The following is an 18,367-nucleotide window of genomic DNA, read 5'->3' on the forward strand; positions in this document are numbered from 1 at the left end:
TTATCTGACGAGCTGATTGATTTCGATAATCGGCATCAGCACGGCCAGCACGATCAGCAGCACCACCACGCCCATGGCCAGGATCAAGGCCGGCTCCAGCAGGCCGGCGATGGTGAGCGTGCGGCGTTCCAGGTCCTGCTCCTGCGCGCTGGCGGCGCGTTCCAGCATGGCCGGCAGCTCGCCCGTGATTTCACCCGCGCGTATCATGTGGATCAGCATCGGTGGAAAATGCTTTTGCGCCGACAGCGCGCGCGCCAGGCTCACGCCCTCGCGCACGGCGCCGCTGGCTTCCTGCACCAGTTCCTGCATCGCCACGTTGGTGAGCGTGTCGCGGCTCGTGTCGAGCGCGCGCAAAATCGGCACGCCGGACCCCGTGGTAATGGCCAGGGTGCTGGCAAAGCGCGCCGTGTTCAGGCTGCGCTCGAACTTGCCGTACAGGGGGGCCGTCAGCAGCCAGGTATGCCAGCGCCGTTTCAGGGCCGGCTGCTGCAGTGCGCGGCGCCAGGCGAACCAGGCGCCGGCCAGGATCACGGCCACGATGAGGCCATAGTTGCGCACGAAGTCTGACAGCGCCAGCATGATCACGGTGAGCATGGGCAGCTTTTGCTTGGTATTGGCGAACACGGAAACGATCTGCGGCACCACGTAGGTGAGCAGGAAGATCACGATGGAAAACGCCACCACGGTGACGATGGCCGGATACGTAAAGGCCAGCTTGACCTTCTGCACCAACGCATTGCGCCGCTCGATATAGTCGGCCAGGCGCGAGAGCACGCGCGACAAATGGCCGATCTGCTCGCCCGACGCCACCAGCGCCCGATAGATCTCGGCGAAATCGCGCGGATGGCGCGCCAGCACGTCGGAAAACGCGGCGCCGCCGATCACTTCCGAACGGATCGAGGCGATCAGGTCGCGTAGATACGGCCGCTCGGCCTGTTCCAGCAGCGCGGAAAACGCCTGCTCCAGCGGCAGGCCCGCTTCGAGCAAACTGGCCAGCTGGCGTGTAAACAGGGCCAGCTCGGTGCTGGACAGGCGCTCGCCGAAGCCGCGCCGCTTGGTCACGCCGGCGGCGTCGACCTGCGCGGCGATCGGCTCGACGGCCAGCGGCACCAGGCCTTGCACGCGCAGCTCGGCGCGCGCGGAACGGGGACTGTCGGCATTGAGCACGCCCTTGCGGGTGGCGCCCTGGGCGTCGACGGCTTCATAGCGGAATGCGGGCATGGTGGCGGGCCTAGTCTTTGGTCACGCGCAGCAATTCTGCCTGCGTGGTGGTGCCGTCGCGCAGCCAGCGTTCGCCATCGTCGCGCATGCTCAGCATGCCGTCCTGCAGGGCCACCGTGCGCACTTCCGCTTCCGACGCGCGGTTGTGGATCTGCGCGCGGATCTGCTCCGTCGTGCGCAGCAGTTCGTACACGCCCACGCGGCCCTGGTAGCCCGTCTGGCCGCAATGCTCGCAGCCGACCGCCTGCCAATACTGGCCGTCGAAGGTCTTGCAGGAGCCGCACAATTTGCGCACCAGGCGCTGCGCCAGCACGCCCAGGAGCGACGACGACAGCAGGAACGGCTCGATGCCCATGTCGAGCAAGCGCGTGACGGCCGCCGAGGCGTCGTTCGTGTGCAAAGTCGCCAGCACCAGATGGCCCGTCAGCGATGCCTGCACGGCGATCTGCGCCGTTTCCAGGTCGCGGATCTCGCCGATCATGATCACGTCCGGGTCTTGCCGCAGAATCGCCCGCAGCGCCTTGGCAAAGGTCATGTCGATGCGCGGGTTGACCTGCGTCTGGCCCACGCCAGCCAGGTCGTACTCGATCGGGTCTTCCACCGTCAGGATATTCGTGGTGGTGGCATTGAGCATCGACAGCGCTGCATATAAGGTCGTCGTCTTGCCCGAGCCGGTGGGGCCCGTGACGAGCACGATGCCGTGCGGCTGCGTGATCAGGCCATCGAACTGCGCCAGCATGGGCGCGCTCATGCCCAGGTGCTGCAGGTCGAGGCGGCCCGCTTCCTTGTCCAGCAAACGCAATACGGCCCGTTCGCCATGCCCCGTGGGCAGGGTCGAGACGCGCACGTCGACGGGTTTGCCGCCCACGCGCAGGGTGATGCGGCCATCCTGCGGCAAGCGTTTCTCGGCGATGTCGAGCTGCGCCATGATCTTGATGCGCGAAATCAGCGAGCCGTGGATGGCTTTACGGGGGCGCACGACGTCGCGCAGGCTGCCATCGATGCGGAAACGCACGACGGACGTCTGCTCGAACGGCTCGATGTGGATGTCGGACGCGCCTTCGCGCAGCGCCTGCGTGAGCAGCGCATTGATCATGCGGATGACGGGCGCGTCGTCGGACGATTCAAGCAAGTCCTCGATGGCCGGCACATCCTGCAGCAGCTTGGTCAGATCGAGGTCGGCGTCGAATTCATCGGCCATCTGCGACGCATCGCCGCCGCCGCCCGCGTAGGCGCCGGCAATGGCCGCATCGAGTTCGCCGCGCGGCAAGACCGTCAGCTGGATCTGGCCGAAACGGCGCGACACTTCGGCAATGGCCGCCGGCGCCGTCGATGCGGCCACCAGCACTTCGACGGGGGCGCCGTCGACGGCGCCCGGCCGGGCCAGCAAGCCGAAATCGCGCGCGTAGGCGTAGGGAAGCAGATTGCTCATGACTGCCCCATCACTTCTGCTGCTGCGGCAATTGCTGCTGGTATTGCTGCAGCAGCGGCTGCGGCGGCGTGGCCGCGTTGGCCGGCGCGCCTGGCGGCGGCGTCGGTGCCGGCGGCACGGGACGCGTCACCATGCTGCCGCCCACGGGCTGGCCATCCTGCAAAGCCGGCAGCACCGGCGTGCCCAGGTCTTTCAGCATCAGGTTGCCCGTGGCTGGCACGGCGGCCGTCTCGGCCGAACGCATGTAGTCATAGCGGTCGGCTGCCAGACTGCCGCTCTGCTCCTTGTTACGCACGATGACGGGGCGCAGGAAGATCATCAGATTGGTTTTCTTGCGCTCGCGCGTCTGGTACTTGAACAGGTTGCCGATCAGGGGGATGTCGCCCAGGCCGCGTACTTTTTCCGCATTGTCGCCCGTGCTGTCCTCGATCAGGCCGCCGAGCACGATGATCTGGCCATCGTCGGCCAGCACATTGTTTTCGATCACGCGGTTGTTGATGGTGATGCCGCTGACGGCAGCCGCCGTGGATTTGTCCACGCTCGACGTCTCGTGATAGATGCCCAGCTTGATCGTGCCGCCCTCGGAAATCTGCGGACGCACCTTCAGGGTCAGGCCCACTTCCTTGCGGTCGATGGTCTGGAACGGATTCGTGTTGGTGCCGGCCGTGCTCGTGTACTGGCCCGTCAGGATAGGCACGTTCTGGCCCACCTTGATGGTCGCCAATTCATTGTCCAGCGTGATCAGGTTCGGCGTCGACAGGATGTTGGCGTTGCCGTCCGATTCCAGCGCATGCGCCACGGCGCCCAGGCCCAGCGCGCCGTTGATCTGCTTGAAGATGCCGACCGTCAGGCCGCCCGTCGGCAAGACCTTGCCGCCGCCCGTGGCGATGGCGGCGATGTTGTTGCTGGTGCCCGAAGCGAACGACTGCAGCGCGCCCACGCGGTAGTTACTGGTGCTGTCGCCGGAAAGGCCCAGCCACTGCACTCCGAATTCGGAGGCCTTGGCCGACGTCACTTCGACGATCAGCGCCTCGATATAGACCTGGGCACGGCGCACGTCGAGCTGGTCGATCACGGCGCGCAGGTTGCGGTAGACGGCTTCGTTGCAGGTCAGGATCAGGGTATTCGTCGATGCGTCGGCCTGGATGAAACCGGCCGCGCCGCCCGACGACAGCTGCTGCGGCCCGTTGTTCAGCGAAGCGCCGCCCGTGGTGCCGCTTTGCGTATTGCCGCCCAGGCCAGTGCTGTTCATGCCGCTGTTGTTCTGGTTGATCTGGTTATTCGTGGCGACGTTGCTGGTGCCCTGCTGCGCCGACGCGGCCGTGCCGTCCGATGTCACCACCGAGCGCAGGGTCTGCGCCAGCTTCGTGGCGTCCGCGTTTTTCAGGTACACCACATGCACATTGCCCAGCTGCGTGGTGGGCTGGTCCAGCTTCGAGATCAGCGACTTGGCCAGGTTGGCGCGCGCCGCCGATGGCGCGCGCAGCACCAGCGAATTGGTGCGCGGGTCGGCCAGCACGGACACCTTGCCCGCGTCGGCCCCTGCGGCGCCGCCCGCATTGCCGCCTTCCATCAACTTGTTCACCATCGAGGCCAGGTCGGACGCGATCGCATAGCGCACGGGGATCACGTCCAGGTCCGTCGACGCTGGCACGTCAAGCGCGGCGATGATCTTCGCCAGGCGCTTGAGGTTATCCGCGTAATCGGTGATCACCAGCGAGTTGTTGCCCGGGTTGGCGTTGATCGTGTTGTTCGGCGAGATCAAGGGGCGCAGCACGGCCAGCAGGTTGGCCGACGATTCGTAGTTCAGGTAAAACACCTGGGTGGCGATCTGGTCGCCCTTCACCTGGCTGGCGCCATTGCCCACCTGGGTCGGCACGGATTGCAGCTTGGCGTCCGCTTCCGGCACCACCTTCGCATAGCCGTCGCCGGAGACCACCGCATAGCCTTGCAGGCGCAGCGCGGAGGCCAGCAGCCCGAACGCCTGGGTCTTGCTGATCGACTTTTCCGACACCAAGGTGATCGTACCCTTGACGCGCGGGTCGATGACGAAATTGATGTTGGTGTAATGGCCCACCGCCTTGATCACCGATTCGATGTCGGCGCCGACGAAATTGAGCGCCGCTTCATCGCCGGGCGCGGCCCAGACGGGTGCCGGCATGCCGGCCACGGAACAGCACAGCAAGGCGGCGGCCGACAGGCGGCGCAGCGAGAAGGAGGAGGTAATGGGGCTCACGGATGGTTTTTTCATTGTCTGAACTCTAAGGCGATGATGTTTTTTTCGCTATTGCTACGGCGCTGTCCCAGCAAATTCAACAAACTCGCCAAGGTCTCTTCATATCCTGCTGCGGCCTGGGCCTGGCCGGAAAACTGCATGCGCCCCTGTTGCAGGCTGCCGCTGCCGTCAAGCAGCAGCGGTCCCTTGATGGAGCGCAGTGTCAACGTCGCCTGCTGCCCCTGCCAATCGAAATCGAGCTCGTAGCTGCCCAGCGGACGCAAGGACGACAGGCGCGACGCCATGTCCGTCATCTGCAAGGTGGTGCGGCCGACGGCGGAAAACTGCCGCTGCTCCAGGGCCAGCTGCAAGGTGCTCCACGACAGGCGCATGCTGCCCGTCGGCGCCACGGTATTCAATGGCGCACCAAGGCCACCAAGGCCATCGGCGGGCAGCAGCAGGGCCGCCGGGCTCACTTGCCAGTGCGACCACGAGCCGCGCAGGTCCACCGGCTGCGACAACGCCTGCGGGTTCTGCAGTTCCACGTCCGCCGATCCCCACAGCACCGAGGGCGAAATGCGCCAGCTGAAACGCCCCGGCAGCAGCGGCGTCACGGCGCCATTCGCGCTGGCCGCCCCGCCGATAAAGGCCGAGCCGCGCCACAGGGTACCTTGCGCGTCGCCCAAGGTCAAACGTCCGCCCGTCTGCTTTTCCACGATGCCAGCGACCCAGCTGGCCGGGAAAAACACCAGCAGGGTGACGCAGACGCTGACGATGATGGCCAGCAGCCAGCCAAGCAGGCGCATCATCGTGCCGCGCCCGGGCTCTGGTGCAGGGTCAGGCTGGCGTCGACCAGCCCCGCCTTGGTCTGCGCCGTGATCTTCGCTTCCTGCACCGCCACGCGGCCTTCGCGGCGCAAGCCATCGAGCCACAGCATGACGCTGGCGAACGGCACGCCAGTCAATTGCACGCGCGCGTACTCTCCCGTCAGCGACAGCGATTGCGGCGCCAGGCCGCGCGCTTTCAGCGACGCATCGAGGCTTTCACGGGCCATGGGCGCGACCTGCACGGGCGCCTGGCGCGCCAGTTCGCCCGCTTCACGGGCCAGCGCCTGCAATTGGGCCGCGTTCTGGCGCAGCTCGGGCAAACTCTTTTGCAAGGCGATGCGGCCCGTCCAGGCAGGCTCGAAGAATACGGCGTAGACGAGGGCCAGCCCCGCCACGACGCCGCCGATGGCCAGCAGCTTGCGCTCCTGCTGCGTACGCTCCGTCCAGAACGCCTGCAGGTTCTGTTCCTGGCCAGTCAGCGCGGCGCGGACCTTGTTCAATGCTGCACTCATGCTTTTGCTCCCGTGGCCGGCGTGATCTTCCACACGCCCGGCGCCGTTTCATTCAAGGCCAGCTTGCGCGCGGCCAGGCCATCGCGCACCTGCGCCTGGGCGCTGGCGTCGACCATGTCCGGTTTCAGCTTGACGATCAGGCTGCGCTCGCGGTATTCCAGCGACGCCACCACGCCGCGCCCGGCCAGGCCGCCCAGCGCCTCGCCCAGGGCCGCGCTCATGCTCGTGAAATCATCCATGCTGGCTTGCCCGCTTTGCAGGCGGGCGGCGGCGATATTGCGCCGCATCTGCTCCGCTTCCAGGCCATACACGGGCGCTTCGTTCGGATACGCGGCCTTGAAGGTTTGCTGCATCGAGGTGCGCACGGTGGCGGCTTCGCGCTTCAAGCGCATCCATTCGATATTCATGCCGGCCAGGTTGACGACCACGGCCAGCAGCGCCAGGCGCAGCGGCCAGCGCCAGCGGCGCCATTCGGTGGCCGATCCCGTCGCCGTGCCCAGGGCACTCGCCAGGTCCAGCCCCGCATTTTTGGTGCCGGCGATCCAGTGCGCCCAGTGATCCAGCTCCACCGTCACGCCATCCAGGCCGGCGGCCAGCTGCTGGTACTGCGCCAGCTCGGCCTGCGCCACATAGACCGTCAGCGGCACGTCGCCGGCAAACGCGCGCGTCGTCAGCAGCGCCTGCTGCGGCTGGGGCGGCAATACGAGACCCAGGCCCTCTTGCGGCGCCTGGCGCAAGGCCAGTTCCAGGCCATCGCCGCTAGCCTGCAGAGCAGCCGTCACGCTGCCCGGCTGCAAGGGCAGGCACAGCTGCGATGGCAGCAGCGCCACCTTGCGCGCACCCTGCGCCAGCAAGGCTTTCACGAGTACCTCGGCCCAGGCGCGCTGCGCCACGGCCACCGTGCGCATGCCGGACGCGTCGGGCGCGCCGGCGGCCAGCAGGCAATCCTGGGCGTCGCCAAGGATGTGTTCTTCCACCAGGCCCGGCAGGGCCGCGCGCAGGCGGGCGCCGGCCAGCGGCGGGGTTTTCAGGCGCAGCAGGGTCACGTCGGCCGCCGCCAGCAGCAGCACCACCCGCTGCGCTCCGGCGATCAGCTGGCCCAGGCTGCCCAGCGGCGCGCTGCCCTGCTGCAGCAGGGCGCCGCCGTCGCCAGCCAGCACGAAGGAGCAGGCAGGCGCGCTGTCGGTGGACGCCTTGGCCGGGTGACGGATATACAATATTGTCAAAGTGACTCGCTTTCAGCTGTTAATTTTCCCGCAACCAGACCAGGCTGGTGGTGCGCTGCGGATTCGGCTCGCGCCACACCAGTGCCTGCGCATCGAGCGCGGCGCGGTCCAGGCGCACGCGGATCACGGTGAGGAAGTACTGACTTTTCACATCGATCTCCACGCCGTCGATCGGTTTCTTGCCGTTGATATTATTCTGGAAATTTGATCTATCGACAAACTTTTTACGCGGGTTGCTCAAGGTCAGGGCGCTGGCCTCGGACACGGACATGTCGGTGACGGCCGACAGCACCTCGGCCGGGGCCGTATTCACGTTCACCGCGGTCGGTTTCGGCAGCACGATGATGAAGTCGCGCAATTTCTCGATCATCTGCGGCGTATAGCCGGGCACGGCCAGCAAATCCTCGACCTGCGTGAACGCCACCGGTTCGCTGCTGCCGCCCGATGCGGGCGTGGCGGCGGGCGTCTTGCCGTCAGCGCCACTGTCGGCAGTGCGCGGTTTCGGCCGCGCGCGCAGCACGGCGTCGGCCGTCGCCTGCGCCAGGGAACTATCGAGCTGCAAGTTGGACAGCAAGCGCTGGTAGGCCAGCACGTTGGGCTGGCTGACAATCCCCGTGGCGGCGGCCAGGTTGGTGATATTGAAACGCGCCTGCGCATCGAGCGCGCGGCCCGAGACGGTGGCGTCGAATTTTTCCGTGTCGACCTTTTCGCGGTCCACATAATCGTCGAGCCGCGCTTCCTCGATGGGCGTGGCCCAGACGCCGTCAAGCGCCGTCAGCGTGACATTGTCCTGACGCAGCCAGAAGCGGGCAAAGTCGACCATGCCGCGCATGGCCCACTGCGTCTGCAGGCGCAAACGCTGGTTTTCCATCGAACGCACTTGCACTTGCTGCTGCCAGAACAAGCTGGCAACGACGGTAATCGCCAGCGCCGTCAGCAGCAAGGCCGTGATGACGGCCACACCGCGCTGACGCGAGGGACGTGTAAAAGTCCTCATCCCGGCCCCAGTAAAAAGACCTTGGACAGGCCCGCGTCCTGGCCCGGCATCTGCAAGGTCACTTCCAGGCCCGGCACTTGCGTGGAAATGGCGGCGCCCGCCGTCAGCACGTTCCAGGCGCCATTGCTCCAGCCGCGCATGACCATGCTGTCGACGCCGCGCATCAGGGCCACGTCGGCGCTCGAGGTATCGGTATCGTCGCGCGCCGCCTGCCACAAGGTGTCGAGCACGGCCAGGTCGCGCGTGCCGTTCGACTCGCGCCGCGTCAGCACGCCGCCGCGCAGGCGGTAAGTGACCACTTGCAACTGCTGCGGCTCCTGTTCCGACGCGGCCAGGCGCACCAGGGTCAGGCGGTCGGTCTCGGCTGTCAGGTTGGTACGGCCATTGAGCAGGCTGGCATTCTGGCCGGCGCCAGCCAGGTGGTCGCAATCGCTCTGCATCTGGGCAAACGCCAGCTGCATGCCGCGTGCCTGTTCGAGCTGGCTGGTCAGCACTTCGCGCGAGCGCATGATGCTGTCCAGGCCGCGCCAGCCCAGCACGGCGACCATGGCCAGGATGCCGATCGCCACGAGCAGCTCGATCAGGGTAAAACCGCCGGCAGGGACAGTGCGGCGCGCCATCAGTCGTTGAACGCCAACAACACCAGGCGCACGATGCGCCGGGCCGGATATTGCACGTCGTACACGTTGACGCGCACTTGCCGGATGCGGGGATTCGGCGTGGCCACCACTTCCTCTTCACAGATCAGTTTCAGATCGCCCTGTGGACAGTCGACCGTGCGCTTGCCCGTCTGCGGGAAGGTTTTTGCAAGGCGCAGGCGCACCAAATGGTTTTCCGCCGACCAGGTGGCCATCATGGCGCTGCGCAAGCCATCGCTGTTCTGCGTCAGGCTGCCGACGGCGCGCAAGGAGGCGCCCAGGGCCGTGCCGACGATGACGAGGGCGACCAGGACTTCCAGCAAAGTGAAACCGCGCTGGCGGCGGCGGAATGGGAACCGCATCATTGCTCGACCGTGAAGTGGCCGATGCCGTCGGCGCGGATGGCCACGCTGCGCTCGCCGCTGGCCAGGGTCAGCACGAAAGGCTTGTCGACCGGTTCGCGGCCGAAGATGATACGCAGCGGCTGGGCCACGCTGCTCGATGGCTGCACGCTGAGCAGCATGGGCGTGTTGGCAAACGCCCGCTCGCGCAGCAAATCGTCCTGCGTCACGGGTTGCCACAGCTTTTCATTGAGAACCAGGAAACGGTATTGATTTTCGTCCGCCTCGAACGCCACCTGCCGGCTGCGCACGATGGCTTCATCGCGCGCCAGCTGCAGCAGCAGGGCGATGCGCTCGGCTTCCTTTTGCAGGGCTTGCTGGCCATTCGGCATGGCGTTCAGCGAGACCAGGCCCAGGGTGACGCCGATGATGACCATCACCACCAGCAGCTCGATCAGCGTGAAGCCGCTGGCGCGTGGCCGGGGCAGTGCGCGGCCGGTGGTCATGGCAGGCATGCAATGGAAAACTTACAGTTCCCAGGAACCGATATCGGCGTCGTCGCCGCTACCGCCGGGCTGGCCGTCGGCGCCCAGCGAGATCAGGTCGACTTCGCCTTTCACGCCTGGCGACAGGAACTGGTACGGGTTTCCCCATGGATCCTTCGGCATCTTTTCCAGGTAGCCGCCCGCTTTCCAGCCATTCGCGGCCGGTCCCGTGGTCGGTTTTTCGATCAGCGCCTGCAAGCCCTGCTCGGTGGTTGGGTAGCGCTGGTTATCGAGGCGATACAGTTTCAACGCTTGCATCACGGTGGCGATGTCGACTTTCGCCGCCGCCACTTTCGACTCGCCCGTGCGGGCGATCAGCTTGGGCACCACCAGCGACGCGAGGATGCCCATGATCACCACCACGACCATGATTTCGATCAAAGTGAAGCCGCGCGCGCGGCGCTGGCGTATCGGATGGTTTGCTGCGTTTTGCATAAGAAAGAGAGAAGAAGGTGAGTAATGAGAGCAGAGTATAAAGCGGAAATATGACAAAGCCTGTCATATAGGGAAAAATTTCTGCGGGGGCTGTCAGGCCGGCAAGACCACTTTGCCGCAAACGGCGCAGCCGGGGTCGCGCGCGACGCGCATGCCGCTCCATTCCATGTGCAAACCGTCGAGCAGCAGCAGCCGTCCGGCCAGCGATTCGCCCGCACCCATGATCAGTTTCAGCGCCTCGGCAGCCTGCATGGCGCCCACCACGCCGACCAGCGGCGCGAACACGCCCATGGTCGAGCACGCCTCGTCCGTGAACTGCTGCTCCTGCGGAAACAGGCAGGAATAGCAAGGCTGGGTGCCCGTGCGCGGGTCGAACACGCTCACTTGCCCGTCGAAACGGATCACGGCGCCCGACACCAGCGGCACCCTGGCCGCCACGCAGGCGCGGTTGACGGCGTGGCGCGTGGCGAAGTTGTCGGTGCAGTCGAGCACCACCGTGGATGACAAGACCAGTTCGGCCAGGCGCGCGCCGTCGAGTCGCTCCTGCAAGGCGATGATGTCAATCTCGGGATTGATGCCGGTCAGGGTTTCACGCGCCGACAGCACTTTCGGCTGGCCCACGCGGGCCGTCGTGTGGGCGATCTGGCGCTGCAGATTGGTCAGGTCGACCGTGTCGTCATCGACCAGGGTCAGCTTGCCGACGCCACTGGCGGCCAGATACATGGCGGCCGGCGAGCCGAGCCCGCCCGCGCCGATCACCAGCACATGCGCATCGAGCAAGGCTTGCTGGCCTTCGATGCCGATCTGATCAAGCAGGATGTGGCGCGAGTAGCGCAGCAGTTGATTGTCGTTCATGGTTTTACGTCTACTGCAAACCCAGATCACACCCTGGGGTCGGACCCGCTGGGGGGATGCGCCCCAATGGGGCACATCCCGATCGCGAAGCGACTGACCCCGGCACTTGCATTGGGTTAAGCATCAAGGCTTCCGCACAGGAATCTTCTTGTCATCGGCCTTGATGTCGGAAGCAATTTCCGGCTTGGCGCCGATCTTTTCAACCTTGGCGTCCACCTTGGCCAGCTGCACCGGCAAGCCCTGGAAGTGGTTCAAGGCTTGTTGCAGCTGGAAATCGTCCTTGGCGCCGTATTCGAGCGGCTTGCGCTTTTTCGCCGTGGCGATCAGGCGCTGCTCTTCTTCCAATTGATCCTGCATGCCTTCCATCGTCGGCTTGGCCGCTTCCGGCTTGCCATCGTTGCTGCTCAAGTGTTTTTCCAGGTCCGCCTCGCGCACGCGCAGGCTGTTCCAGCCGTCGCCTTCGGCCGTTTCATCGACCAGCAAGTCAGGCACGATGCCGCGCGCCTGGATGGCCCGGCCTTTCGGCGTGTAGTAGCGGGCCGTCGTCAGCTTGACGGCCGTGTCGGCCGTGATCTGGCGCAAGGTTTGCACGGAACCCTTGCCGAACGTCTGCGTGCCGATAACAGTGGCGCGCTGGTAATCCTGCAGGGCGCCGGCGACGATTTCCGAGGCGGACGCGGAACCGGCATTGACCAGCACCACCAGCGGCACGGTTTTCAGCGCGGCCGGCAGCTTGGCCAGCGGATCGGCCTTGGCGCCGGGCGGCGCATAGAATTCGCGGCGGCCGTAAAACACCTGTTTCGACTCGGGCAACTGGCCCTTGGTCGAGACGATCACGGAGTTGCCGGGCAAAAATGCCGTGGCCACGCCGATGGCGCCCGGCACGACGCCGCCGGGATCGTTGCGCAAGTCCAGCACCAGGCCCTTGAGCTTGGGGTCTTGCGCATACAGCGCGTTGATCTTTTTGACCATGTCGTCGACGGTCGGTTCCTGGAACTGGGCGATGCGCAGCCAGGCATAGCCGGGCGCGACCATCTTGGCCTTCACGCTTTGCACGCGGATTTCCTCGCGCACGATGGGGAAGACCAGCGGCTTGCTTTCGCCCTTGCGCGACATCGTCAGCACCAGCTTGCTGCCGGGCTGGCCGCGCATCTTCTTGATGACTTCTTCCAGCTGCAAGCCTTTCAGCGGAATGTTGTCGAGACGGGTGATCAGGTCGCCCGCCTGGATGCCTGCCTTGGCGGCGGGGCTGTCCTCGATGGGCGAGACGACTTTCACGTAGCCGTCTTCCATGCTCACTTCGATGCCGATGCCGACAAACTTGCCCTGCACGCTTTCGCGCATTTCCTTGAAGGCATTTTTATCGAGATAGACGGAGTGCGGGTCCAGCGACGAGACCATGCCGGAAATGGCTTCCGTCAAGAGTTTCTTGTCTTCCACCTTCTCGACGTAATCGGACTTGATCAGGCCGAAGACGTCGGACAACTGGCGCAGCTCGTCGAGCGGCAGCGGGGCATTCGTGATCTTCTGCGCCACGGCCGGGAACTGCAGCGACATGCCGATGCCGGCCAGTACGCCCAGACCGATCAGGCCGATACTTTTGACTTTGATACCCATGTATTCTTCGCAATCTACAAATTCGCTGCCGCAGCAATGGTGGGAACTTAAAACTTCACCCAGGTGGCGGGATCGAAGGCGCGGCCCTGATGACGCAATTCAAAGTATAGCCCTGATTCCTCGTTGCCGCCGCTGTTGCCCGCGCTGGCAATGGCATCGCCACCCTTGACGGCGTCGCCCACCCGTTTCAGCAAGGATTGGTTATTGCCATAAATACTCATGTACTGGCCGCCATGGTCGACGATGATCAAATTGCCGAAACCGCGCAGCCAGTCGGAAAACACGACCCGGCCACCGGCGATGGCGTGGACTTCGCTGCCTTCGCCCGTACGGATGAACACGCCCTTCCAGCTGGGGCCGTCACCACGCTTGCTGCCGAAGCGGGCGGCGATCTTGCCCGTCACAGGCGCGCGCAGCTGCCCTTTCAGGCTGGCAAAGGCGCCGGCCGGCGCGGCCGGGCCCAGGCTCGGGCGTTCCGGCTCCGGTTCCGGCTTCGGTTCCGGTTTCGGCGCCACCTTGGCCACTTGCGGCGGCTCGTCGTCGTCGATCGGTTCCAGTTTCACGGGCGGCGGAGGCGGCGTCTGCGGCTTGATCTTGCCCGATTTGTTTTGTTGCTCTTTCGCAATGCGTTCGCGTTCGGCCTGCGCCTGGGCAGCCTTGGCGCGCGCGGCCAGCAGGCGTTCGCGTTTTTCCGCCGCGATCTTCGCGTCGGCGGCCGCTTTGGCGGCGGCGCGTTGCTCGGCCAGCAATTGCTGGCGTTTCTTTTCAGCCGCGGCGGCCGCGGCCTGCTCTTCGATCAGTTTGGCCAGCTTGTCGACCAGGTTGCCCATGCGCTGTTCGTCGCGCTCGACATTGCCCACTTCCTTGCGCTGCGCCACCAGGCGCTGCGACAGGGTCGTCAGCAAGGCGGCGCGGCGCGCCTTCTCCTGCACCAGCAGGGCCTTCTGGTCGCGCTCTTCCTGCGCAATTTCTTCCAGTTCATCCTTGGCGTTCTGCACGTCCGCCTGGTTTTTCTCCACGGCCAGCAAGTTGGCGCGCAAGGCTTCCAGCAGGCGCGCCTGCGCCTGCGAGACATACGCCATCAATTGCAAGTCGCGGTTGATGCGGTTGGGGTTGTCGCCCGACAAGAGCAACTTGATGCGGTCTTCGTTGCCGGCGACATATTGCTCACGCAGCAACTTTGACAGCTGCGTCTTTTGTTTCTCGACGGTGGCCGTCAATTGCTGGTGCTCTTGCCCCAGCGCATTGAGTTTCACGCCCGTCTCGCTTTGTTCCTGCGCCAGGTCGCGCAAGGCGCGGTTGGCGTTGGAAATAGCTTCTTCCGACTCGGCCAGGGTATCGGCCGCGTCATCTTTGGCGCTTTCCGTGCGACTGATGTCGCGCTTGAGCGCCGTCAGCTTTTGTTGCAATCCAGCACGTTGTGCTTCCGCGGCCGCCTTCTGCTTGCTGCGTTCGGTGGGCTTGGCGCCCTGCGCGGCGCCGCTGGAAAGCAGCAGCGCCAGGCACAGCATGGCACCGGCGCGCCACGCCGGCAGGGGTCGTTCAGCAGAGGGGGCGATGGCTGTGCCGCGGAAGAAAGACGACAAGTTACTTGGCCTTCCCTTGGTTCGCCACGGCTGCTTGCGCTGCCGCAATCGCTGCCGGGTCGCCCAGGTAGTAGTGACGGATCGGTTTCAGGTCGGCGTCCAGCTCATACACGAGCGGCTGGCCGTTCGGGATGTTCAGGCCGACGATGTCGCTGTCGCTGATGCCATCTAACATCTTGATCAGCGCGCGCAGGCTGTTGCCGTGGGCCGAAATGATGATCTTTTTGCCAGCACGGATGGCCGGGGCGATTTCTTCATCCCAGGCCGGCATCACGCGCGCCACGGTGTCTTTCAGGCATTCGGTCAGCGGAATCGACGCTTTCGGCAAGCCGGCGTAGCGCGGATCGTTGAACGAGGCGCGGTCGTCGTCTTCCGCCAGCGGCGGCGGCGGCGTGTCGTAGCTGCGGCGCCACACGAGGACTTGCTCGTCGCCATACTTGGCGGCCGTCTCGCCCTTGTCCAGGCCTTGCAGGGCGCCGTAGTGGCGCTCGTTCAAGCGCCAGTCGTTCTTGATCGGCAAATACATCATGTCCATCTCGTCGAGCGCCAGCCACAGGGTGCGGATGGCGCGCTTCAGGACGGAAGTGTAGGCCACGTCGAACGTAAAACCTTCCTGCTTGAGGATCTGGCCGGCGGCCTTGGCTTCGTTGACGCCCTTTTCCGTCAGATCGACGTCGGTCCAGCCGGTGAAGCGGTTATCGAGGTTCCAGGTGGACTCGCCGTGACGCATGAAAACGATTTTGTACATAGTTCTATCTTCTCAAGGGGTTCAAATCAAAAAAGCAAAACGTAAAAAGACCTCGTCCAGCTTCTATTTTATAATGCGCGGATTGACTTAAACCATTGGACCCTACGTGAAATTCATTATCGACCACATTTTTCTGTTTGCCATCGTCATTATTTCCGGCGGCGCCCTCCTCTGGCCACTGCTGTCGATGCGCGGCAAGCGCGCGACCGTGCTGGAAGTCACGCAACTGATCAACCGCGGCAAGACCATCATCGTCGACGTGCGTAGCGCGGAAGAATTCGCCACGGGCCACTTGCCTGACGCGAAAAATATTCCGCTGCCGGAACTGTCAAAACGCCTGGGCGAGCTGGAAAAATTCAAAACGCGCCCCATTGTAGTGGTTTGCCAGAAAGGTTCGCGTTCGGCAACCGCCGTCGGCCTGCTGGGCAAAGCTGGTTTCGCTGAGGCAACGAGCCTGGAAGGCGGCCTCGACGAATGGAAAAAGCAAGGTTTGCCATTGAAAACCTTGTCGCTGGCGAAGTAAGCCGGCACTTAACTGGAAGGAATCATCATGACTGTCCCCGTAATTGTGTATAGCACCGCCGTGTGCCCGTATTGCGTGCGCGCCGAGCGCCTGCTGGAATCGAAGGGCGTCGCCGTGCAAAAGATCCGCGTCGACCTCGACCCGGAAGAGCGCATCAAGATGATGGAACGCACGGGCCGCCGCACGGTGCCGCAAATCTATGTGGGCGACACCCACGTGGGCGGATTCGACGATTTGTATGCGCTCGATCAAGCTGGCAAGCTGGACCCCTTGTTAAATGGCACGGCAGCCTGATATAAAGCTGGTTCGAGAAATTGCTTGGTTTTTTGTCGTATTGTTTTGATACAATTGCCCTCGCACCTGATCTGGCCGCGCCTATCCGGCGCGGTTTACATACCGCAAGCACCATATTTGAACGGTGTGCCGTTCTTGTCCTTTACAACGAAAGCGTTCCATGTCTGACGAAAACCTGCAACCAGTCTTCCAAATCCAACGCGTCTACCTGAAAGACATGTCGCTGGAACAACCAAATTCCCCAGCTATTTTCCTGGAACAAGAAGCACCAGCGATCGAAGTCGCACTGGACGTGGGCGCTGCGCCTCTGGCCGACGGCATCTTCGAAGCCACCGTGACCATCACCGTCACCGCCAAAGTCGGCGATAAAGTCGCTTTCCTGGTTGAAGGCAAGCAAGCCGGTATCTTCGAAGCACGCAACATTCCTGCCGATCAACTCGATCCGCTGCTGGGAATCGGCTGCCCGAACATCATCTACCCTTACCTGCGCGCCAACATCGCCGACGTGATCACCCGTGCCGGCTTCCCGCCAGTGCACCTGGCCGAGATCAACTTCGAAGTGTTCTACCAACAACGTCTGCAAGCTATTGCTGACGCCGCTGCAGCAGCTCCCGCAGCCAGCGAAACGCACTAAGAACATCTCACCAAACCTGCTGCGCGGCGCGCCTTGCGGCCTGTGATGCTCGCTGTGCTCTAGCACAGCTGCGCTTCTCGGCCACAATGCACTGCCGCTCGCGACGGTTTTGTGAGTGTTCTATACTGCAGGTAAGAAACGGCGGCCTGGCCGCCGTGTTTCGTTAAGGTTCAAAAATATCATGTTGAAAAGTGCGCTCTTGAGCAAGTTCCGCTGGATGGCCGGCGCCGTGCTGCTGCTGGCGACCGCCGCCAGTCACGCCGTCGATTTCAAAACGGTGGGCGCAGCCCCCGTGATCCTGTACGACGCGCCATCCTCCAAGGGCGGCAAGCTGTACGTGGCGCCACGCGGCATGCCGCTGGAAGTCGTGCTCAGCTACGGCGAATGGGTCAAGGTACGCGACGCCAGCGGCGAAATGGCCTGGACGGAAGCCAAGGGCCTGTCGGCCAAGCGCAACGTCGTGGCGCGCGCCGCGAACCTCAAGGTGCGCGCCAGCCCCGACGATACCGCCTCCGCCATCCTCCTCGTCGACAAGGGCGTGCTGCTGGAAATGAGCGAGCAAGCAAGTTCCGGCTGGGTCAAGGTGCGCCACAAGGATGGCCAGAGCGGCTACGTCAAGACCAGCGAAGTGTGGGGCCTGTAAGCACCGCGTCCGTTCCCCCTGCCCCGTTTGAGGTTGCATGCAAGTTTCTCCTGAAGTCATTCCCGATAGTATTCCCGCCGCCCGCAAGATCACCCTCCTGGGCGCCGGCGCCTGGGGCACGGCCGTGGCCATGGCCCTGGCCGGCCGCCACGACGTGCTGCTGTGGGGCCGCAATGGCGACGCCATGGCCGCCATGGCCGCCAGCGGCGAAAACAGTTATTTGCCCGGCTTCCCTTTGCCGCCGCAACTGCGCATCAGCGCCGATTTCGACGCCGCCGTCGCGCATGCCAGCGGCGAACAGGGCCTCTTGATCGCCGCCTGCCCCGTGGCGGGCTTGCGGCCCATGCTGCATCAGCTGAAAGACAAAGCCATCGGCAACCTGGTGTGGCTCTGCAAAGGGTTTGAAGGCGGCACGGGCATGCTGCCGCACCAGATCGTGCAGGAAGTGCTGGGTGACACCATCCCCGGCGGCGCCCTGTCCGGCCCTTCGTTCGCGCAGGAAGTGGCGCGCGGCTTGCCGTGCGCGCTGACCATTGCCTCGCACAATGCGGCCTTGCGCGGCGCCGTCGTCTCCGCCCTGCATGGCGGCACCATCCGCGTGTATGCAAGCGACGACCTGGTGGGCGTGGAAGTGGGCGGCGCCGTCAAGAATGTGCTGGCCATTGCCACCGGTGTGGCCGACGGCCTGGGCCTGGGTTTGAATGCGCGCGCCGCGCTGATCACGCGTGGCCTGGCGGAAATCACGCGCCTGGGCACGGCCCTCGGTGGCCAGACGGAAACGTTCATGGGCTTGACCGGCATGGGCGATTTGATACTCACTTGCACGGGCGACCTGTCGCGCAACCGCAGAGTCGGCCTGGGCCTGGCGCAAGGCAAGGCGCTGGATACCATCGTGGCTGAACTCGGTCATGTGGCCGAAGGCGTGCCCTGCGCCAAGGCCGTGCGCGAACTGGCGCGCCGCATGGGCGTCGACATGCCGATCACCAATGCGGTGGCCGGCGTACTGTTCGATGGGGATTTGCCGCACGTGATGGTGCAGCAGCTGCTGTCGCGCGATCCGCGCGCCGAGGCGGCCTAA

At 64.5% G+C, this 18,367-nt stretch carries 20 protein-coding genes; 5 read left to right on the plus strand and 15 right to left on the minus strand.

The features are described from left to right. The 15 genes from gspF to gpmA form a co-directional block, all read right to left on the minus strand. Positions 1-1,221: a type II secretion system inner membrane protein GspF gene (gene gspF, locus KO538_RS12540; protein WP_034753056.1), complete on the minus strand. Its 1,221-nt coding sequence runs from the start codon at positions 1,219-1,221 to the stop codon at positions 1-3. A 10-nt stretch (positions 1,222-1,231) separates the two neighbouring features. Then, a complete protein-coding gene (gspE, locus tag KO538_RS12545; protein ID WP_034753054.1) occupies positions 1,232-2,653 on the minus strand; it encodes a type II secretion system ATPase GspE in 1,422 nt (473 codons plus the stop codon). Positions 2,654-2,663: 10 nt separating this feature from the next. After that, entirely contained in the window at positions 2,664-4,904 is a 2,241-nt protein-coding gene (gene gspD, locus KO538_RS12550; protein ID WP_219328493.1) for a type II secretion system secretin GspD, read from the minus strand. Further along, positions 4,901-5,677, minus strand: a complete 777-nt coding sequence (locus tag KO538_RS12555) for a type II secretion system protein N (protein ID WP_219328494.1) — start codon at positions 5,675-5,677, stop codon at positions 4,901-4,903. Before KO538_RS12555 ends, gspD begins: the two co-directional genes overlap by 4 nt. Beyond that, positions 5,674-6,207 (minus strand): type II secretion system protein GspM, encoded by a 534-nt coding sequence (gene gspM / locus KO538_RS12560; protein WP_072455811.1) that lies wholly within the window; start codon positions 6,205-6,207, stop codon positions 5,674-5,676. The genes KO538_RS12555 and gspM overlap by 4 nt, the downstream gene beginning before the upstream one ends. Then, positions 6,204-7,433, minus strand: coding sequence for a type II secretion system protein GspL (gene gspL / locus KO538_RS12565; protein ID WP_257620328.1), 1,230 nt, complete (start codon positions 7,431-7,433; stop codon positions 6,204-6,206). Before gspL ends, gspM begins: the two co-directional genes overlap by 4 nt. A gap of 19 nt (positions 7,434-7,452) precedes the next feature. Continuing rightward, positions 7,453-8,430 carry a type II secretion system minor pseudopilin GspK gene (gene gspK, locus KO538_RS12570; RefSeq protein WP_219328495.1) on the minus strand — a complete coding sequence of 326 codons (978 nt, stop codon included), beginning with the start codon at positions 8,428-8,430 and terminating at the stop codon, positions 7,453-7,455. Further along, positions 8,427-9,050: a type II secretion system protein J gene (locus tag KO538_RS12575; protein WP_070304516.1), complete on the minus strand. Its 624-nt coding sequence runs from the start codon at positions 9,048-9,050 to the stop codon at positions 8,427-8,429. Before KO538_RS12575 ends, gspK begins: the two co-directional genes overlap by 4 nt. Next, positions 9,050-9,433 carry a type II secretion system minor pseudopilin GspI gene (gspI, locus tag KO538_RS12580; protein ID WP_070304515.1) on the minus strand — a complete coding sequence of 128 codons (384 nt, stop codon included), beginning with the start codon at positions 9,431-9,433 and terminating at the stop codon, positions 9,050-9,052. The genes KO538_RS12575 and gspI overlap by 1 nt, the downstream gene beginning before the upstream one ends. Further along, on the minus strand, positions 9,430-9,924 hold the full coding sequence (locus tag KO538_RS12585; RefSeq protein ID WP_051991350.1) for a GspH/FimT family pseudopilin: 495 nt from the start codon (positions 9,922-9,924) through the stop codon (positions 9,430-9,432). The genes gspI and KO538_RS12585 overlap by 4 nt, the downstream gene beginning before the upstream one ends. Before the next feature lie 12 nt (positions 9,925-9,936). After that, entirely contained in the window at positions 9,937-10,389 is a 453-nt protein-coding gene (gene gspG / locus KO538_RS12590) for a type II secretion system major pseudopilin GspG (RefSeq protein WP_058051125.1), read from the minus strand. A 93-nt stretch (positions 10,390-10,482) separates the two neighbouring features. Continuing rightward, positions 10,483-11,244: a molybdopterin-synthase adenylyltransferase MoeB gene (locus tag KO538_RS12595; protein WP_219328496.1), complete on the minus strand. Its 762-nt coding sequence runs from the start codon at positions 11,242-11,244 to the stop codon at positions 10,483-10,485. Positions 11,245-11,367: 123 nt separating this feature from the next. Further along, positions 11,368-12,861 (minus strand): S41 family peptidase, encoded by a 1,494-nt coding sequence (locus tag KO538_RS12600; RefSeq protein WP_034753035.1) that lies wholly within the window; start codon positions 12,859-12,861, stop codon positions 11,368-11,370. A gap of 47 nt (positions 12,862-12,908) precedes the next feature. After that, positions 12,909-14,372 (minus strand): murein hydrolase activator EnvC, encoded by a 1,464-nt coding sequence (locus tag KO538_RS12605; protein WP_219328674.1) that lies wholly within the window; start codon positions 14,370-14,372, stop codon positions 12,909-12,911. A 76-nt stretch (positions 14,373-14,448) separates the two neighbouring features. Next, positions 14,449-15,195, minus strand: coding sequence for a 2,3-diphosphoglycerate-dependent phosphoglycerate mutase (gene gpmA / locus KO538_RS12610; protein ID WP_034753030.1), 747 nt, complete (start codon positions 15,193-15,195; stop codon positions 14,449-14,451). Between the two features lie 106 nt (positions 15,196-15,301). Here gpmA and KO538_RS12615 point away from each other — a divergent pair, with 106 nt between their 5' ends. The 5 genes from KO538_RS12615 (at position 15,302) to KO538_RS12635 (ending at position 18,367) form a co-directional block, all read left to right on the plus strand. Continuing rightward, positions 15,302-15,718 (plus strand): rhodanese-like domain-containing protein, encoded by a 417-nt coding sequence (locus KO538_RS12615; protein ID WP_219328497.1) that lies wholly within the window; start codon positions 15,302-15,304, stop codon positions 15,716-15,718. A 27-nt stretch (positions 15,719-15,745) separates the two neighbouring features. Further along, positions 15,746-16,012 carry a glutaredoxin 3 gene (grxC, locus tag KO538_RS12620; protein ID WP_034753025.1) on the plus strand — a complete coding sequence of 89 codons (267 nt, stop codon included), beginning with the start codon at positions 15,746-15,748 and terminating at the stop codon, positions 16,010-16,012. 160 nt (positions 16,013-16,172) lie between these two features. Continuing rightward, entirely contained in the window at positions 16,173-16,646 is a 474-nt protein-coding gene (secB, locus tag KO538_RS12625) for a protein-export chaperone SecB (protein WP_010394167.1), read from the plus strand. A 181-nt stretch (positions 16,647-16,827) separates the two neighbouring features. Beyond that, entirely contained in the window at positions 16,828-17,289 is a 462-nt protein-coding gene (locus tag KO538_RS12630) for an SH3 domain-containing protein (RefSeq protein ID WP_051991348.1), read from the plus strand. A 37-nt stretch (positions 17,290-17,326) separates the two neighbouring features. After that, entirely contained in the window at positions 17,327-18,367 is a 1,041-nt protein-coding gene (locus KO538_RS12635) for an NAD(P)H-dependent glycerol-3-phosphate dehydrogenase (RefSeq protein WP_219328498.1), read from the plus strand.

This window comes from Janthinobacterium sp. NKUCC08_JDC, assembly GCF_019345575.1.
Classification (GTDB): domain Bacteria; phylum Pseudomonadota; class Gammaproteobacteria; order Burkholderiales; family Burkholderiaceae_D; genus Janthinobacterium; species Janthinobacterium aestuarii.

Bases quoted from the DNA above. Each gene is read 5' to 3' on its own strand.
- gspF (WP_034753056.1), bottom strand. From the start codon at position 1,221: ATGCCCGCATTCCGCTATGAAGCCGTCGACGCCCAGGGCGCCACCCGC.
- gspE (WP_034753054.1), bottom strand. From the start codon at position 2,653: ATGAGCAATCTGCTTCCCTACGCCTACGCGCGCGATTTCGGCTTGCTG.
- gspD (WP_219328493.1), bottom strand. From the start codon at position 4,904: ATGAAAAAACCATCCGTGAGCCCCATTACCTCCTCCTTCTCGCTGCGC.
- KO538_RS12555 (WP_219328494.1), bottom strand. From the start codon at position 5,677: ATGATGCGCCTGCTTGGCTGGCTGCTGGCCATCATCGTCAGCGTCTGC.
- gspM (WP_072455811.1), bottom strand. From the start codon at position 6,207: ATGAGTGCAGCATTGAACAAGGTCCGCGCCGCGCTGACTGGCCAGGAA.
- gspK (WP_219328495.1), bottom strand. From the start codon at position 8,430: ATGAGGACTTTTACACGTCCCTCGCGTCAGCGCGGTGTGGCCGTCATC.
- KO538_RS12575 (WP_070304516.1), bottom strand. From the start codon at position 9,050: ATGGCGCGCCGCACTGTCCCTGCCGGCGGTTTTACCCTGATCGAGCTG.
- gspI (WP_070304515.1), bottom strand. From the start codon at position 9,433: ATGATGCGGTTCCCATTCCGCCGCCGCCAGCGCGGTTTCACTTTGCTG.
- KO538_RS12585 (WP_051991350.1), bottom strand. From the start codon at position 9,924: ATGCCTGCCATGACCACCGGCCGCGCACTGCCCCGGCCACGCGCCAGC.
- gspG (WP_058051125.1), bottom strand. From the start codon at position 10,389: ATGCAAAACGCAGCAAACCATCCGATACGCCAGCGCCGCGCGCGCGGC.
- KO538_RS12595 (WP_219328496.1), bottom strand. From the start codon at position 11,244: ATGAACGACAATCAACTGCTGCGCTACTCGCGCCACATCCTGCTTGAT.
- KO538_RS12600 (WP_034753035.1), bottom strand. From the start codon at position 12,861: ATGGGTATCAAAGTCAAAAGTATCGGCCTGATCGGTCTGGGCGTACTG.
- KO538_RS12605 (WP_219328674.1), bottom strand. From the start codon at position 14,372: ATGCTGTGCCTGGCGCTGCTGCTTTCCAGCGGCGCCGCGCAGGGCGCC.
- gpmA (WP_034753030.1), bottom strand. From the start codon at position 15,195: ATGTACAAAATCGTTTTCATGCGTCACGGCGAGTCCACCTGGAACCTC.
- grxC (WP_034753025.1), top strand. From the start codon at position 15,746: ATGACTGTCCCCGTAATTGTGTATAGCACCGCCGTGTGCCCGTATTGC.
- secB (WP_010394167.1), top strand. From the start codon at position 16,173: ATGTCTGACGAAAACCTGCAACCAGTCTTCCAAATCCAACGCGTCTAC.
- KO538_RS12630 (WP_051991348.1), top strand. From the start codon at position 16,828: ATGTTGAAAAGTGCGCTCTTGAGCAAGTTCCGCTGGATGGCCGGCGCC.
- KO538_RS12635 (WP_219328498.1), top strand. From the start codon at position 17,327: ATGCAAGTTTCTCCTGAAGTCATTCCCGATAGTATTCCCGCCGCCCGC.